Source organism: Spirosoma utsteinense (assembly GCF_014282275.1).
Taxonomy (GTDB): domain Bacteria; phylum Bacteroidota; class Bacteroidia; order Cytophagales; family Spirosomataceae; genus Spirosoma; species Spirosoma utsteinense.
Genome location: NZ_VFIA01000007.1, coordinates 168,457 through 186,998 on the forward strand (window position 1 = coordinate 168,457; position 18,542 = coordinate 186,998).

Here is an 18,542-nt window from a genome sequence, read left to right on the forward strand (position 1 = left end):
CGATTATGCTTTATTTTCCGAAGATTTTATCGTCAATACGGAAGTAATCGAAGTCGGCAAAACCGCCCGTCTGGCTGCTGGCGTAATTGAACAAGCCGAACCGGTAGCCCATAAAGTGCGGAATGGTGTAGGGCATTTTCAGCGGTTCGCCAATGGCGGTCCACGTTTTGCCATCAAGGCTGTAGAAGAAATGGGCGAGGTCTTTGCGAGCTTTAAAGTCGCACTCGGCTCTCAGGTAGACCATTTTCTGGCTCAACGGAACCCGCTGTATTTCCACCGGCTTCCCCGAACTGGCACTGACCATGACAATCGACCGGCTCCCGTTTTCGACTTTCACGCCCACCAGCCCGTAGTTTTTCTGCAACAGGCTCAAGCCCGCAAAATCACCGTCTTTCAAATTCGACGCATCGAGCAGGGTGGCACCTGTGCTTTCGGGGCCGATGGTGCGCTGGGTGAGCGTATTACGGGCCATCACAAACGAGGTGTCGGTACGGCCAGTTTTCAGGCGCAGGTACCCTTTTCGCTCCGAAACCGACCACAGGCTGTTGTCGGGATTGTGGTTCCACTGCCACACCAGCGGCAAGGCCGGATCGCCTTTTTTGCGGGTAAATTCGTCGGAATGCACAATGCCGGGAATCAGGCCTTTGCTGGCGGGGAGGTCGAGCGTTTCGGGCACTTTGCCGTTTTCGCCCAGTACCGGCCAGCCGTCTTCCCATTTGACGGGCACCAGATACGGAATGCGGCCCACCCCGCCAAAATCGCGGAACAGGTAGGCATACCACTTTCCATCGGGCGTATCGATCAGGCCACCCTGCGCCACACCCATGTCCTGAAGGCCAATTCGACCTTCCCACGGACCGGTCAGCTTATCGGCGCGGTGGATCACCACCGTCCGCATACCGCCACGCGGCCAGCTAATGTTGAACAGGTAATATTTGCCCTTCACCTTGAACAGTTGCGACCCCTCGGCGGGTAGACCGCCACCCGTGCCCGACGGTGTGCTGGCGTTTTCGATCAGCACTTGTTCAGTCGTGCCGGGCTTCACCCCCGTAGCATCAGCCGTGAGTTCAACTATCCGGAGCTTGCCCGCGCCGTAGATCAGGTACGTTCGGCCGTCGTCATCAAAAAACAGGCTGTGGTCGTGGTACGACGGTTTGAACGACACTGCTGACCACGGGCCTTTTTCAATGTTTTTGGTGGTGTAGACGTGGGTTCTGCCACTGGTCTGGGCAAAGGTGCTCACGTAATACGTACCGTTATGGTAGCGCAGACTACTGGCCCACGACCCGCGCCCGTAGGTACTTTTGCCGTTGGTCAGGCTCATGGCATCTACACTCGTCAGCGTGTCATACGCATAGCCCACCAGTTGCCAGTTGATCAGGTCGTTCGACTTCATAATGGGCAACCCCGGACTTAGGTGCATGGTGGTGCTGCTCATGTAGTACGTTTTGCCCACCCGAATCATAGCCATGTCGGGTACGTCGGCAAAAATGACCGGATTTTTGGCGGTCTGCGCCTGGGCAGTACCCCCCCCAAAGTGGGGCAGGCTACACATGAACAGCAGTAGCACAAGCGACAAACCAGATCGAGTAAACATGATTTTCATGTAATCAGTTGACTGTAAGAGTTTTGAAAAGGTTTTTTCATCATCCTGTATTCTTGTCATCCGCTTTTTTGTCATCCTGTGTTTTTGTCATCCCGAGGAACGAGGGATCTTCGGCAAATGCTAAAAAAGCCTGTTGCCGAAGATCCCTCGTTCCTCGGGATGACAAAAACAAACAGACCTACGATTCCCCCGATCATTGAAGCGGTCCGATCAGTTCTATAAAATTGCCGTCGGGGTCCTGCACAAAAACGAAGTGCGCTTTGTCGTTCAGGGGTGTGGGCGTGCTACCCAGAAACGGCACCTTCATCTGCGTCAGCCGGTCGATGATGGGTTGCAGGGCTTTCACCTGAATGGTGATGTACTGCATGCCCGTATCGTCCTGAATCTTTTTTGGCTTCGGGTGTGCTGCTTTATTGCCAAAACTCATCAGTTTCCAGTCGGTGGCTTCGGGGCTGTTTTCGAGCTTCAGAATGGTGACCGCCACCGCTACGCCATTGGTCAGACCGGAACGTTTCCCGAAATCTTCGTTGATGGTGAAGTTGCCCGTTTTGACCATGCCGATACCCTTAACGTAGAAGTCCAGCGAACGGTCGATGTCGGCGACTACAACGCCTACGCCAATCACTTTGCTGCTAAAATTGGACTGTGCCTGCGCACTCAGTATGCACCCAAATACAAATAGTGTTATTTTGACACATTTATAAACAGTCATTATCGCTTTGTTCATATCGAAAAGAATTGTTCGTTATTTCGTTAAAATTCTGATTTGGTTTATGCGAGGTGAGCTCTTCCCATTTTGGGCCACGATTTTCAACGTGACCACCTCGTTACTGTCCGCTTTTAAACGGATCGTTTTCCTCTGATTGACAAGGATTTCGGCGGGTTTTTCATTAATCAAAAAGCTCACATTCTCTGGCTTGATATCGTCTAAAGCGGTGATATCAACGTATCTACCTGTTAGCCCTTTGTTCTGTAATTGGTAGGCTATATACGAACGGGTTCGTCGCCAGAATCGCTCTTCGTCATAGCCGGAATCGCTCTTTTCACCGGTGTACTGATGATCGACTTCGGGCTGCTGTTCCCCACAATTCACCTTGTCGACCGTGTTGGCTTCCAGGGTTAGAGCCTCCGCTTCCTGCTGTTTCAGGTGAGTCTGCTGCTCGGCAAACGCGGCTTTGGTAAACGTCGGGAAGTACATCTGGTAGCGAGCATCGTGCACCTCGTAAAACGGTTGCAACGTCAGCGTGTCCAGGGCGAAACGCAGCCGGGATTCGGGTTTGAGTTGCGCCAGGTACGTTGCCGGATCACCCACAAGCGCGTAGGCGTTGGTGAGCGGGTACAGCTTGCCTTTTGTTTCGTGACCCATCCGGCTATCATCGGCAAAAAGCCCGGTCAGATCTTTCGTCGACGTTTTTGCGGCCAGCACAATAGGGCCATTGACGAACGCAGACCAGTTGGACCCATCGGGTAGTTGTTCCAGGCGGGTGGTGGTCGTAAAGCGAATTGTCACTTTATCGCCCGACTTCCACTTTCGTGAAATGGCTACGTAACTCGCTGGTTTGCCGTCAACAGGTTGCGCTTTTCCGTTGACCAGCACCTCCAGATTTTCGGCCCATTTCGGATACCGTATTTGTAAAGAAAATTCCTGTGGTTTTGCTGTTTCTACGAGTAATTCAGACTGATTCTGATACGGAAATTCGGTACGCTGGGTAAGCTTAATCTTTCTGGCCGCCCAGTTCACCGTTGATGGAATGAACAGGTTGATAAACAGGTCGTTGGCCGAATGGCTATAAATCAGTTCGCCATATTTGGTGTGGTTTTCCAGACCCGACCCCACGCAGCACCACATGCTGGTTTCGGGCTGCGAATAGACCCGGTAATGGTTGGGCCGGATGGGTGTGAAGTACACGAACCCGCCTTTCTCGGGATGCTGGCTCGACAGGATATGGTTGTAGAGCGTTCGTTCGTAGAAATCAACAAAGCTGACGTCGTTCTTATCCAGAAACAGCGCTTTACTCAGCCGAAGCATGTTGAACGAGTTACACGTCTCCGGGCCCTGATTCGATCGAAGCACCTGACTAAAATCCGTAGTCGGGTTAAAATGCTCCCGAACGCTGTTCCCACCAAACGCCACGCTCCGGGTCTGTGACACGTTTTGCCAGAAATACAGCGCGGCCTCCGACCAGTCGGCTTTGCCCGTCAAAGTGGCGATTTTTTCAAACCCGATCACCTTCGGAATCTGCGTGTTGGCGTGAAGGCCCGTTAGCTTATCCTCTTTTGCCAGCAGTGGATTCAGGATAGCCCGGTGTGAAATCCGTTGTGCCGTTTCGAGGTATTTTTTGTCCCTGGTCAGGATGTACAGATCGGCGAAAGTCTCGTTGATGCCGCCATGTTCGGTGCGTAACACCTGCTGAATCTGCTCGTCGGACAGGGGTTTGATCAGCTCGACGAACCAGTCGCCCAAGCTAACCAACACCTGCTTTGCTTGTTGATTACCGGCGTATTCATAGGCGTCGCGCAAGCCCGCAAATAGCTTGTGAATGTTGTAGAGCGGCACCCACGTATTGTTCAGTCCGAAGCTGCTGCCGTCGATATCGCCTTTGTGAATCCGCTTCCAGAACAACTGCCCCTGCGGAATACCCCCAACGTACCCGTTGCCATTTTTCGCCTGACAACGAGCCAGCTCAGCCACCATGTAGTCGAGCCGTTTCTTCAGTTCGGGTTCACCGGTCGAGGCATACATCATCGCCAGCGCCGACAGGTAGTGCCCGCCAATATGACCATCCAGACCCGAGCTTTCCCAGTTGCCATAGCGCTGGGCTTTCAGGGGCAGTCCGGCATCGATCAGGTACGGAGCCAGCAGTTTATCCGGGTCAAGGGCCAGGATATATTTCAGGTCAACATCCTGCGCGTTCTTGAACGGCCCGCCCGTCAGCTTCACCTCTTGCAAGGCAAACGGCTGCATCTGCGCCAACGCAGACAGGCTGGTTAAGAGCAGAAAAGCGATATGGAATAGGTTCGTTTTCAATGGTAACGTTGTTTGTTTTTTGTACTGAGGGTTTGTCATCCTGCTTTTTGTCATCCCGAGGAACGAGGGATCTTCGCTAAGTGCTAAAAAATGTTTGCTCCCGAAGATCCCTCGTTCCTCGGGATGACAAAAACACAAGATGACAAAAATGTGCTCCGTTTACTTCTTATACATTGGGTCGTCGCCTTTGTATGTCAGGTACTCAAACGAAGCCGAATTTGTAGTTGGCTCGCCTGATGAGGTGGCGTACATGCCGTAGAGACAACCGATGAAACCGCCGGCTTCTTTCGTACTCAGGAATTTGGCGTCTACATTGTCTTTCAGCAGTTTCCAGTTTTTAGCGTCGTCGGCATACGAAAAACTGTACGTGCCGCCCTGAGACGAAATCCGTAGCCCCACTTTACCGGCTTTCGACGTCAACGGCACTTCCGTCAGCAACTCCATGGCCTTTTCCCGAGGCTTCCCTTTGTGGAGTTGCAGCACACGTTTGCCCTGCGACATCGATTGGCACAGGTAATAAAAATGGCTTTCGTCCTGAAAAATGATAAGCCCCGCTTTCTCCTTCTCCGATTTAGGGGCAAAGGTCAGTTCAGTTTCGGCGCTGCTGTACAGGTGTTGTTGCCGTTTCCCGATGAACGAGGGGTTGCTCAGGTCCATAACGGTTTCTGGCTTCAATTTCATGGTCAACCCCGCTTTTTTCGACAGGGAGAACGAACTGCTATCCACGGTGCGCATGAACAGAAACGACGGGTCGAGCTGTTTGTCGAAGCGGAGGGTATAGGCAAAATTGCCCGACTGCGGCAACGCATCTTTTTGTTTCACTTCCTTCCAGGCGGCTGGGTACGTATAAGGAATCACCTTATTGTCGGGGTCCACAATGGGCCACTCGTCTTTCCAGGTGACGGGCGCAATGAAGGTCTCGCGGCCTGTATTGTAGTAGTCACCTTCATACGGCCGAACAGCCAGGAAAATCGCATACCATTTCCCGTCGGGGCCTTCGATAAACTGGGCGTGACCGGCCGACGTAATTGGGTCTTTCCTGTCGGCGGGCAATCCACGCTGGGTTAAAATCGGGTTGTTTTCGTACGGGACAAAAGGCCCCAACACCGATTTCGACCGGAAAACGACCTCCGTGTGATTCATGGATGTACCGCCTTCGGCTGCATAGAGGTAATACCAATCTTTCACCTTCATGATGTGCGGAGCCTCAATCCAGACGGGCTTTTTCGATAGATCGACTCCACCGTTGACGAGCTGTTTTTGTTCACCAACCACTTTCAGGGTTTTGTAATCAAGCTCGTAAATCTGAATGGTCCGGTGGCCCGAGTACAAGGGCTTCCGATCGGGGGCGTCGCTGTTATAAATGATGTATGCCTTATCCGTCGCTTCGTCGAAATAGAGCGACGGGTCAATGCCTTTGACCTGCGGCACTCTGACCGGGTTGCTCCACGGCCCGGCCGGATTCTTGGCGGTGGCGATGAAGTTGCCGTCGTGGTCTATGTCGGTGCAGGTAACGTAGAACAGGCCTTTGTAGTAGTGGATAGCTGGCGCGAAGAGGCCACGCGTCAGGCGCTCGCCCATAAAATCCATCTGCGAGGGGCGGTCGATCACATTGCCGATCTGCTTCCAGTTTTTCAGGTCTTTGCTGTGCAGAACCGGAATGCCGGGGAAATACGAAAACGTGGAGTTGACCAAATAGTAATCCGTTCCCACCCGCACAATGCTCGGGTCGGGGTAAAAGCCCGTCAGGATTGGGTTTACCAGCGTGGTTTGGGCGAATAGGGAATGGCTCAGTGCAAAACAGCACAGGCCAAAGGCAAAAGAGGCAATTCGTTTTTTCATAAGATGTTATACTTTTCACTTTTTGTCATCCTGTGTTTTTGTAGCCGGGTTTTGTTTTTGTCATCCGCTGGTTTTGTCATCCCGAGGAACGAGGGATCTTCGGTAAATGCTAAAAAATGCCTACTACCGAAGATCCCTCGTTCCTCGGGATGACAAAACCAGCGGATGACAAAAACAAAACCCGGTAACAAACCTTCTTTTCATGCCTGAATTTCATCGTTTAAAAAGCGCCATTCGGGATTTATTGAATTGATCAATTCCACTTTCTTTTCCCTCCGCCAACCCTTTATTTCCTTTTCGCGAGAGATCGCGTTGCGAACGTACTGGTGATGCTCCCAATAAATCAGCCGGTGACAGTAATACTTACCCGCAAATTTCTCTGGTTGCCCCCGCGACTCATAGTGTTCTTGTAGCCTTCTGACTAAATCGTTCGTCATACCCGTGTACAGCGCCGTTTTTTCGGGGTTGGTTACGATATAGACGTAAAAGGCATAGTCAGGCATAACACTACATTTTTAGGCTTTTTTGATTTCTCTTTTTTTACCTTGCTTTTTGTCATTCTGTTTTTGTCATCCCGAAGAATGAGGGATCTCCGCTAGTAGCCAAAAGTGCCTGCGTCCGAAGATCCCTCGTTCCTCGGGATGACAAAAAACAAAATAACGTTACTGAGCGACCAGCGTATATAGTTTACCGGCTTGCGTAGGCAGGTCGTAAAGCATCGTTTCTTTCAACACAGGTACTGCCGCTGTTGCCTTTTCCGACACAATCGGCGCTGGCGTTGGTTCGATCTGGTAAAACGGGTTCGAATTCGGGCCGGACGCCACCGTCGGCTTGGCTCCCTTGCTGATGGTCAGGGCGTTCGGCGTCCGTACCCGTAGGTTCCCGCCCAGGTTCGACTTAATGACAACGGTCGATAGCTTCCCTCCTTTCCACTCCATACGCACGACCTCGAAGCCACCGATTGCTCGGATACCGCTGATACTGCCGGTAGGCCATACATCGGGTAGGGCAGGCAACAGGTGGATGGCACCATCTGCACTTTGCATGAGCATTTCGGTGATACCGGAGGTACAGCCAAAATTACCGTCGATCTGAAACGGTGGGTGTGCATCAAAGAGGTTGTTGTACGTGCCGCCACCACCCGCTTCTCTGTTGGCGCCCAAGGGCGTCAGTTGATTCTGAATAAGCGAATACGCGTGGTTGCCGTCCTGCAAACGCGCCCACCAGTTTACTTTCCAGCCCATACTCCAGCCGGTCGATACATCGCCCCGGTGAACAAGGGAGGTTTTGGCCGCATTGTACAGGCCGGGCGTGCGGTAGGGCGAAAGCTGATTCGACGGGAATAGGCCGTACAAATGCGAAATGTGCCGGTGTTTGTCGTTCGGGTCGTCGATGTCTTCCAGCCATTCCTGCAACTGCCCATGCTGACCAATGTGCATGGGGGGAAGTTTGCTGCGCATCTGCTTCAGCGTATCGACAAAAGCAGCATCTTTTTTCAGGACTTCAGCCGCTCGAATCGTGGTTGTGAATACATCGAACGCGATCTGGTTATCCATCGTGGTACCCCCATCCAGCGACGAGCCGCTATGCGCAGCAGGCGCATTCTCGGGGGACGTACCCGGCGTGACAACCAGCCAGTGATATTTGGGGTGCTCAACCAGGTAATCGGTGTAAAACAGGGCGGCTCCTTTCAGAATCGGGTACACCGACGCCAGGTACGTCTTGTCGCCACTGTATTGGTAATGCTCCCACAGGTGCTGACTGGTCCAGCCGCCACCGGCCACCCACATACCCCACAACGCACCATCGACAGCGCCGGTTGCCCGCCAGATATCGGTGTTGTGGTGGGCCATCCAGCCACGTGCCCCGTACATGACCCGCGCCGTCTCCTGACCGGTTTCCGACATGTCGCGAACCATATGCAGAAAGGGCTCGTGCAACTCGGCCAGATTGGTTTTTTCGGCCGGCCAGTAATTCATCTGGGCGTTGATGTTGATCGTGTATTTACTGTCCCAGGGTGCCCGCATTTTGTTGTTCCAGATACCCTGCAAGTTGGCGGGTTGGCCATTGGGTTGCGAGGACGAAATCAGCAGATAGCGGCCATACTGGTAATAAAGCGTCACCAACTGCGGATCATTGACCGACCGGAAATTTTTCAGTCGCTCGTTTATCGGCAGGTTGGCGGCCTCGTTAGAACCCAGATCGAGCTTTACCCGGTTGAAGTACTTCTGGTAGGCAGCAATGTGTGCGGGCAACATAGCCGCGTACGCTTTCGGATACGCCTTGTTCAGGTACGTTGCCGCCCGCGCATTTTCGTCGGCGCTGACATCGTTGTAGTTGACAAAGTTGGTGGCAATAGACAGGTAGATGGTGGCCGAATTCGCCCCCCGTACGCTCAGCGCGGTGTCGCTGGCCGAGACACTGCCGCCCTGCGTTTTGATGCGGGTAATGCCTTTAAACCGGACCAGGCTTTTTACGCCTTCATGATCCGACGTTGAGGCAGCGATGGTCAGTTCATTGGTCGATGCCGTTTTAATGACGGGTTTGAGATGTTGGGTGGAATAGGAAGCGGAAAAGGATAATCGGCCCGGTTTACTGGCTGTTAACTGAATAACAATTACCTGATCGGGAAACGATGCCAGCACCTCACGGGTGTAGGTCACGCCATCGACGGTATACGATGTTTTGGCAACGGCCCGCTCAATATCAAGCTCCCGGTAGTAGTTGGTGTAGTTTTCGTGCCCGTCGAAAATCAGGTTCAGGTTGCCAACCGGCTGGTACATTTGCCCGTGCGATTTTTTGGTGATCATGGCTTTATTGGCCAGGTTCTCCGCTTCTTTCTGCTTACCATCGAAGATCAGCTTTCTGACTTCGGGCAAAGCCGCCAGCGCGTCGGGGTTGTCATTCCGGTTTGGCCCGCCACTCCAGACGGTATTTTCGTTGAGTTGTATGATTTCGTTGGGTACGTTACCATACACCATAGCGCCTAACCGGCCATTACCAACGGGCAGGGCATTTTCCCAGGTCTGACCCGACGGTGTGTTGTACCAGAGTGTCAGCGGTGACCTCGTTTGCGAAAAGCCAGCGGTCGATACACCCAATAAAAACAGACAAATAAGTTGTCTCATCAGCTAGAAGGTCTAATTCAGCACAAAACGCACTGTCAGGCAGCAACTTAATTCCAAATTATTGATCCCGACTATTGGCATAACAGTTATAATAGACGACGGTGGCCCTGAACGTCCGAGATCGAACTTTTTTTTCTGTCGCCATTGAGCGTTATCGTACGAGATGATTGCGAGAGATAGCTACTCCCCCAGTAGAATTCCGTTTTCCGCTTTTTTCCATTGGGAAGTATAGTCATTACAAATGCATCGGAACTACGTGGCTTAAACAACGAACCTACATCTTTAGTGGACTTCGTGAGCAGGCGTAAACTATCCTTATTCTGCGTGGCAACATACAGCGTTTGTCCCCTGGCAAGCCTTAACTCGGCCAGTGCCTTGGCATCCTTGTCAACCAGAAAACCGCTTTTCCCCGATTTTACAGCCGAAAACTGGCCGCTACCGTTGCCCAGCAGGCAGGTACCTACGCCCGCATCATACCATCCCGTCAGGGTTTCTGTCCCGTACTCATTACCAACACCCACCAGATCAAGATTTCCATCGCTGTTAACATCGTCTACAAGCATGCCGAGTAAAGGAGAAAACTGCGCGTCGACAGGCAGTTGTTTCACTACAAATTGCCCCTTTCCATTATTCTGAATATAGGATGAAGCCATATTGGTGGCCTTAAAAATCAGCGCGCCGTTGAGTTGGTCGGGCGTAATAAGGTCGGTAAGCGTAGCATTTCCGTAATCGCTATAATGCAGGAATCGCCGACGCATACTCACCATCTGCGTGCTAAACGTTTCCCGGGGATGGGTAGGGTATTCTTTTCCCTGAATAAAGCGGCACAGAATGGGGTCGATACGGCCGTTGTTGTCGAAGTCCTTGGCATACAGGCAAACCGGCTGCTCCGGCGATGCCCGGTACCGGGAGTTAAGCCCCAAATTGCCGGCTACGTAGTCAATATCACCATCGTTATCAAAATCGCCACCAACCACTGAGTTCCACCAGCCTACCGAATTGTTGAGCACAACCGTTTCCTTACCCAGCGATTTGCCCTGACTATTTTTATAAAAGGTGATCGGCATAAACTCACCCACAACGACCAGGTCTACCCATCCATCGTTATTGTAATCGCTCCACAGCGCACTCGTAACCATACCCGCCCGCCGAAGTGCGGGGGCGAGCTGATCCGTAACATCGGCAAAATGCCCTTTCCCGTCGTTTTTGAGCAGGTAACTGGCGGGTGCCATCGGATACGATCCGGGAATAATGCGCCCGCCGATAAACAGATCCAAGTCCCCGTCTTTGTCAAAGTCATTCGCGACGACGCAGCTACCACTGGCCGACACGACCGGTAACGCGTTTGTGTCCAGCTGAAAAATCCCCTTGCCCGCATTTCGATAGAACCGGTTCTGGTACGCTTTCTCGTCGGTGCCAAACTCACTGCTTCCACTGACACAATAGAGGTCCTGGTCACCGTCATTATCGGCATCGAACAAAAGCATGCCCATGTCTTCGGCCTGCTTGGCGGGTAAATGAGCCAGGGCAAAGGTCTGGTCAGGTCGCTGATAAAATAATGACGCCGGATTACCCGCCGAACCGCTCAGAATGAAATCGTCGAGTCCATCGCCGTTCACGTCGCCCACAGCGATGCCCGGCCCCGACTGGGCGTATTTCCGGGGAAGCAGACTGGTCCATTTAAAATCGACGAAGTCAAGTTCTGTCTGTTTATAGGGCGGGATACCACTATTTTCCAATACGTTAAATAGCGCGGGCTGCTGTGCAGACTGCCGGGACGTGTCAAGTCGGGCATGCTGTTCATAAAGCTTGAGCGTCTGATTGGCCTTTACGTTTGTCAGCTTCTCCACTTTTTGACCAGGCCAGGTTATCGTCAGAGAGTCTACGTTGGCTTGTTTTCCCAACCCAAAGTGGACTGAAGATTCAACCGTGGACGTATAGCCCCGCTGGATAACCTGCTCGGCGTACTGTTGCTGTCCGTTCGTCCAGATGGTTATCTTGGCCCCGAGCCCTGCCGGATTTCCCTTCTGCCCAACGAGTTTTAATCGAAGGTAATTTGCCGTCGATTTTTGGCCGGCATCCTCTATGTGGTTCTCGTAGAGCAGGGCTTCGCTGTCGATGGAATTCATCACCAGATCCAGATCCCCATCATTATCCAGATCGGCATAGGCAGCACCATTACTAACCGCGTGCTGGGTAAGCCCCCAGTCAGCCGCTACATTAGCAAAGACCAGGTTGCCTTTGTTTTGAAATAGGAAATCAGGCTTGTCGACAGCGGTTAACTGGTTAACCGCTTCGATCATGGTTCGAAGCTTCGACTTCGTTGTCCCGAACATCGACGCATCTTTCGAGTAGATGCTGAAATCGAGGTTGGTTACGTCCTTCGGGTAGCCATTTGTTATCAGAATATCCCGATTGCCGTCATTGTCGAAATCAGCCAGGAGTGGGCTCCAGCTCCAGTCGGTAGCGTCGATGCCGGCCAACTGCCCGATATCACTGAACGTTGGTAATCCCTTGCCGGCGGCTCCGTTGTTCAACTGAAGGGTATTCCGTACATACTGGGGTTGGTAATCCCTGTTGAGGGCGGTCTGGAACTGGTCGTAGTTGATATCGGAAAACATCGATTTCTGCCTCAGATTATCATCCGGCAGCATGTCAACGGCGACAATGTCGTTCAGGCCATCGTTATTCAGATCGGCCATATCGACACCCATTCCGTTATGTTCCTGATGCTTCAGAGCCGAAGCAATTTTGTTGGTGAACGTGCCATCCTGGTTGTTAATGTACAGTAGATCGTTCGACAGAAAATCGTTGGTAATGTACAGATCGGGGTAGCCATCCCGGTTAATATCGTTCGTAACGACACCCAGCCCCCACCCTTCGGACTGGATGCCTGCCTGCCGGGAAACATCGGTAAACCGGGGCAGCGCGTTGTTTTGCAAACCATCGTTGCGAAACAACTTATCGACACTGCGGCCCGTACCATCACGTTTCTGACCAACGGCCGTATTTCTGCTGTAATCTTCCAGGGCGTTGGTAACCAGATACATATCCAGATCACCATCCAGGTCGTAGTCGAAAAAGGTAGCCTGTGTTGAATAACTTGAATCGGCCAGGCCTACTTTTCCGGCTTCTTCGCTAAACGTTGGAATGCCCGCTGCGTTCAAGCCATGATTGAGGTAGAGCAGATTTGGCGCTGATTTATTTTTATTGGGGTGGACGGTGGAGATATAGATATCGAGCCATCCATCCTGATTGATATCGACCATCGACACACCCGTACACCAGGCGGTCGTCCCTACTTTAGCCGGTATCGTGATGTCCTGAAAAGTCAAATTGCCCTTATTGAGAAATAACCTCGACGAGACCATATTGCCCGTAAAGAAAATATCCGGTAGCCCGTCGTTATTCACATCGCCAATACCAACGCCCCCGCCATTATAGATGTATTCGAAACTCAGGACATTGAAGCTGTCCGTTGTCGTAATCCTATTCGCAAACGTTACGTGCGAGTTAGCTGAGTTTACCAGCGTGAATACGGGTTTTTTACCAAACTGGCAGGCGCTTGCTCCATAGATACTGATAAGGAAAAAGATCACTAAACGCGCTACTCGCATGGTAAACCGGGTATGAACAACCGTAACACTCTACACAACGTAATATCCCCGCCGACCGCTCGGCGGGGATACGAACCTGAACGGGCTAATAGCCGGGATTCTGATCTTTCTGATCGATTTTTGAGTTGTTGTTGATCTCGTTTTGGGGAATGGGCAACAACTCGTGTTTTCCTTTCTGGAAATAAGTGATTGGTTCTTTCGCCAGCTTATTCTGTTTTCGCCAGCGCAGAATATCGAGGTTACGAATCTGTTCGCCACCCAGTTCAACCCGCTTCTCGTGTACGATAGCGTCAAAGACCTGCGCTTTGGTCGATGCCGGAAATTTGGCGGTTGGATAATGGGGCAGCGCCACGCTTTTGCGATCACGGACCTGATTGATGTATGAAACGGCAGTAGCCGGGGAGCCAACTTCGTTTTCACACTCAGCCATCATGAGCAGCACTTCAGCATACCGGATAACCCTGAAATTGATTCCCGACTGTGAGTTCTCTGATGTAGCCTTGTAGATTTTCTGGTATTTCTTCCAGCTGATTTTAGGATTAGCCCCCTGTACGTCTTTAAGGGTATCACGGCCATTGTTAAACACATCGCCCACCTGATAAAAAGAATCCTTAAAACGCGAGTCGTCTTTGGCATCACCCGCTTTCTGCGTTTCAAATTCAGCCAGTAAGCTACTCGATGGTATCAGGTTCCGCCAGGCATTAGGGCCGTATTCCTGCCCACGGATGGTAACTTCTCCGTTTATTCCGTTGCCATCTCCACTCCAGTTCAACCCACCAAACGCTTCCGTGAAGGATATTTCCCAAACCGATTCGGTGTTAAATTCATTTTCCTCCCTGAAATTGTCGGCATAAGCGTCCGTCAGTTTATATTGGTTGGAGGCAATCAGGGCGGCCAGTTGTTCTTTTGCTGCGGCATAGTTGCCCCGCTGCATGTAAACCCGTGCCAGCATGGCCTGGGCGGCTCCCTTCGACACGCGCCCGATATCCGTGTCTGAATAAGCTGACTTCAGCGGCAAACCGGCAACGGCATCTTTCAGATCATTGATAACAAGTTCATATACCTGATCTTCAGTGGCTCTGGGCTGGCTTTCTTCCGGAGAGGTAGCATATGCTTGGTATAAGGGAACGCCACCCCAGAGTGATGCCAGTTCATAGTAGCACCAGGCCCTATGAAATTTGGCTTCGCCTACAACCCGGTTCCGCAACTCTTCGGTAATGCCTTGTGTCACCCCCGGTGCAAAACTGATCACCACATTGGCCCGGTGAATTACCCGGTATAACCCCTGCCAGACATCGTTGGCTACCTGATTGGAAGCGTCCTGATTTCCGTTGATCAATTGGGCCCGCTGAATTTCGAGTTGCGACCCTCCCGGCTGCATATCATCGCCCCGCAGGTCGTGGACAAAGAAATATTCACGGGCATACAGGTTTAACCCCTGCCAGCCAGCGTAAACCGCATTAACGCCCGTAACCAGTTCGGTTCCCGTCTTAAAGTAGGTCTCCGTAGATAATTGGGTGGGGTTCACTTTATCCAGAATGTTGCTGTTGCAGGAAAAAGCAAACGTAAGCGTGCTGATCACAAAGAATTTTATAGCGTGTCGTTTCATGTCTTTTCGAGAATTGTCTGAAAATCAGTAGTCGGGTTTCTGGCGGCTAGAATCCTATCTGGAGTCCGGCCATAATCGTTCTTGCCTGCGGGAACTGCCCGTAGTCGATGCCATTGGTCAGCGACGAGCCACCGAACGAGCCAATCTCCGGGTCGTAACCACTCTTGTAACCGGTTATCGTTAGCAGATTGGTAGTAGATACATACACACGGGCTCTGGTTATGAACGAAGTCCCCAGCGGAGCGAGCCAGTTTGCAGGCAGCGCATAGCCTACTGTTAGATTCTTCATCCGAATGTAGGAGCCACTCTCAACGAAGCGATTGGAAGCCCGGGCGTTATGATTCGGGTCGCCGGCCACCGCCCGCGGTACGTCCGTAACCTGGCCTTCCCTCACCCAGCGGTCTAATACTGCCGTACCCGCGTTGAACAACCGGGTCATCCCTTCCAGATTATATTTTACAGTGCTGTAGATCTGGTTGCCCTGTACGCCCTGAATAAACAGCGTAAGATCCACCCCTTTCCACTTGGCCGTGAAATTCGTTCCGTAGGTAAACTTGGGGAGGAATTGACCGATTTTGACTTTGTCACTCGGATCAACTTTACCGTCACCGTTTACATCGGTATATCGGATATCACCGGGCAGGGGCGAATTTTTATCGGCTACTACGTCGGTATATTGTGCTTTCCAGGAATCTACTTCACCCTGATTCTGGAAGATACCGTTGGTTTTGTAGCCGTAGAAATAACCAATAGGTTGCCCTACTTCGGTCTTGGTGATGTTATCCCCGTACCAGTCGCCACCAAAAATAGTGTTCCCCACGTCGCCCAACGAGATTACTTTGTTGCGAACGGCGCTGATGTTTCCATTCAACTGCCAGGTCAAAGCACCTTTGTTCGATTGGTACCCGGCCTGTAATTCAATTCCCCGGTTTTGAACGGAACCCACGTTGGCTAGTGGTGCCTCATCGTAGCCCATGGAGGGTGGAATAGGCCGGTTAAGGACCATGTCACGCGTCAGGTTATTGAAATAATCAACCGATACGGAGAACTTGCCATTCAACAGGGTAGCATCGATACCTACGTTGGTCATGGCCACACTTTCCCACTTCAGATCCCGGTTGGCCAGTTTTCGGATCGTATAGCCCTGGCTTTCAATGGATGTCGTCTTATCGAACTCGTAATAAGGGTCGCTCGACAAGGTCGCCTGATAACCGTAGTCACCAATATTGTTATTACCCACCAGGCCGTAGCTTCCGCGCAATTTCAGCTCGGTGATCGCCGGGATATTTTTCATGAATCTCTCTTCACTGATTCTCCAGCCCGCCGAAGCCGCCGGAAAGTTGCCCCACTTTTTACCGGGCGCGTACTTGGACGAACCATCGCGACGAAACGATAAACCAAGCAGGTATTTACCCGAATACTCGTAGTTAAGGCGACCAACGTAGGACAGAATAGCTGATTCTGCGCGTCCGGCACCAATGCGGGGGCTCGTTAAGTTAGTGGGCTCGATAATCGCGTTGGTGATCGTATTATTACCACCTAAGTTGATATTTGAAAATACCGACGTTTGTTTCTCCGCTACGGCCGTTGCATTGATGGTGTGTTTGCCAAAGTCCTTAATATAGCTTAACTGGTTTGTGTAGATTGGCGCAACTGACTGTCCTCTGTCCTGCGAAATACTTGCATAACTGAGCGAGGCAAATCCACCCGGTCCGCTATCGTAACTGGGATTAACGGTACGGCCAATAGAGTTGTAGATGTTGATGCCACCCTGAAAGCGATATTTTAAACCAGTCAGTATTTCTACATCTACGTAAAACGTACTGAAAACCGTATTGGATTGTGTCGTATTGCTGTTCAGGAGGACATTGCGCACGGGGTTCGATGGGTCGGTCCCATCTACGTTTTTCGACCCTTCAAATCCGCCCAGGTTGTTGGGGTTATAAACAGGCAGGTACGGTATTGTATTGATAATATTCCGGATCTGCGTACCGATCGAACCACCATTTTGCTCAATGCGCCGGCTGTCATAGGCCAGATACAGGGTTTGCCCCAGCGTAACCCGCTTCCCGAGCTTGTGGTCCGAGTTGAGCCGGATATTACCCCGCTTATAATCCGTGCCAAGCATGATCCCATCCTGGCTGAAGAAGCCGCCGGAGAGATAAAATTTTGACACATCATTCCCACCCGAAAGCTCAAGTCTGTGTTGCTGAATGGTCGCGTTCCGGAACATCTCATCCTGCCAGTCGGTGTCGGTCTGCCGGAAAGTCTGGGTAGCGCCCGTATAAATAGGTTGGTCTAAGCCGGTTTGCCAGCGAGGTGGTATACTCGTTCCGGCTGGTTTACCATTGTAGATATCTCCATTATTCAGCAGATCCGTTCCGTAGGCGATGTATTGATCCCGGTTCAGAAGCGGCAACTTTCTCCATGCCGTTTGTACCCCGACATAGGAATCGATAGTAACGCTCAGTTTCTTCGAGTTCGAGCGTTTGGTCGTAATAAGAATAACCCCGTTTGCGGCACGAGAGCCGTAAATGGCGGCAGCACTGGCGTCCTTCAATACTTCAATCGACTGAACGTCTTTTGGATCAACATTGGACCCGTCGCCAACGGGAACGCCATCCACGACATACAGCGGGTTGGCATTGTTTACCGTACCAACGCCCCGAATTCGGATAATGGGCGCTTCGCCCGGCGCACCATTGTTGGTTACGGTTACCCCGGCAGCCCGGCCCTGTAGCGATTGTGATATGTTGGAAACAGGTAATACGCCAATCTCTTTGTCGGAAACCGAAGCGATGGCACCGGTCAGTGACGTTTTTCGCTGCGTTCCATAGCCGACTACGACCACTTCATTGAGCGTCTTATTGTCGGCAATAAGGGTAACATTAATCGCAGACTGATTACCTACAGCCACTTCTTTGGTGCCATAGCCGATAAAGGAAAAAACCAGCGTAGTACCTGAACCTTCCGGAACAGTCAATTTATAATTACCATTCACGTCTGTAGTCGTCCCTCGGTTCGTCGACTTTATCTGGATGTTTACGCCCGGCAAACCCTCCCCATTGTCGCCCGTGACCTGACCCGTAAGTTGTACGTCCTGCGCTGCCTCGTTGCTACGCTGAGTCGTTGAATTTTGCTGGGGGAGAGTAACCGGAACGGCTTCTCTTTTTATCAGAATCTGCTGACCAACAACCTCATATTTTAAGCTGAGGGGTGCCAGAATATGCTCCAGCAGTAAAGAAAGTTGCTCATTAGTAGCCTGATAGGTGACTTTCCGCTTCGATTGAATAATTTCCCGGCTGAACAGGAATTGAACGTTTGCCTGTTTTTCAATTCGTTTAAAGACAGACTCAACGTCCTGATTTTTAGCGGAGAGGCTAATTCGTCGCTCTAAAAGATCCTGCGCTCTGCCATCGAAGGCGAAGCTGATGTTGACCAGGGCAAATGCAAACAAGAGTTGTAGACTTGTGATTTTCATGATCCTGACCCAAACACTGCGGTGAAGTAAAATGTAATGCATAAGTTTGTTTACGTTGTTGTTCTTTTTGAAGAATGGACAAGAAAATCCCTTACCCTTATCAAGGGTTATGTGTTAGACGAGCACAGAAATGGGGGACTTTACAGGCGATAGTGTTGGACGCACTATCGCCTTTTGTCGTTAGAAGATTAACGCTGCACCATAGCGGGCTTTTGTTGTTAAGGGTTCAGG

The 18,542-nt window shown here is 51.5% G+C and carries 9 protein-coding genes; all 9 read right to left on the reverse strand.

Going from position 1 to position 18,542, the window contains the following annotated elements:
• Nucleotides 1–10: 10 nt before the first annotated feature.
• A complete protein-coding gene (locus tag FH603_RS07770; RefSeq protein ID WP_186736894.1) occupies nucleotides 11–1,606 on the reverse strand; it encodes a glycoside hydrolase family 43 protein in 1,596 nt (531 codons plus the stop codon).
• Between the two features lie 193 nt (nucleotides 1,607–1,799).
• Nucleotides 1,800–2,333 carry a VOC family protein gene (locus FH603_RS07775; RefSeq protein WP_186736895.1) on the reverse strand — a complete coding sequence of 178 codons (534 nt, stop codon included), beginning with the start codon at nucleotides 2,331–2,333 and terminating at the stop codon, nucleotides 1,800–1,802.
• Nucleotides 2,334–2,351: 18 nt separating this feature from the next.
• Entirely contained in the window at nucleotides 2,352–4,634 is a 2,283-nt protein-coding gene (locus FH603_RS07780) for a glycoside hydrolase family 127 protein (RefSeq protein ID WP_208493164.1), read from the reverse strand.
• A 159-nt stretch (nucleotides 4,635–4,793) separates the two neighbouring features.
• The gene (locus tag FH603_RS07785) at nucleotides 4,794–6,476 is read right to left on the reverse strand and encodes a glycoside hydrolase family 43 protein (protein WP_186736897.1); all 1,683 of its coding nucleotides are present in this window, start codon (nucleotides 6,474–6,476) and stop codon (nucleotides 4,794–4,796) included.
• Nucleotides 6,477–6,676: 200 nt separating this feature from the next.
• Nucleotides 6,677–6,979: a GIY-YIG nuclease family protein gene (locus tag FH603_RS07790; RefSeq protein ID WP_186736898.1), complete on the reverse strand. Its 303-nt coding sequence runs from the start codon at nucleotides 6,977–6,979 to the stop codon at nucleotides 6,677–6,679.
• A gap of 159 nt (nucleotides 6,980–7,138) precedes the next feature.
• Nucleotides 7,139–9,604 (reverse strand): glycoside hydrolase family 95 protein, encoded by a 2,466-nt coding sequence (locus FH603_RS07795; protein ID WP_186736899.1) that lies wholly within the window; start codon nucleotides 9,602–9,604, stop codon nucleotides 7,139–7,141.
• Nucleotides 9,605–9,690: 86 nt separating this feature from the next.
• The gene (locus FH603_RS07800; protein ID WP_186736900.1) at nucleotides 9,691–13,221 is read right to left on the reverse strand and encodes a VCBS repeat-containing protein; all 3,531 of its coding nucleotides are present in this window, start codon (nucleotides 13,219–13,221) and stop codon (nucleotides 9,691–9,693) included.
• 85 nt (nucleotides 13,222–13,306) lie between these two features.
• On the reverse strand, nucleotides 13,307–14,830 hold the full coding sequence (locus FH603_RS07805; protein WP_186736901.1) for a RagB/SusD family nutrient uptake outer membrane protein: 1,524 nt from the start codon (nucleotides 14,828–14,830) through the stop codon (nucleotides 13,307–13,309).
• Between the two features lie 46 nt (nucleotides 14,831–14,876).
• The gene (locus tag FH603_RS07810; protein WP_186736902.1) at nucleotides 14,877–18,353 is read right to left on the reverse strand and encodes a SusC/RagA family TonB-linked outer membrane protein; all 3,477 of its coding nucleotides are present in this window, start codon (nucleotides 18,351–18,353) and stop codon (nucleotides 14,877–14,879) included.
• Nucleotides 18,354–18,542 lie beyond the last annotated feature (189 nt).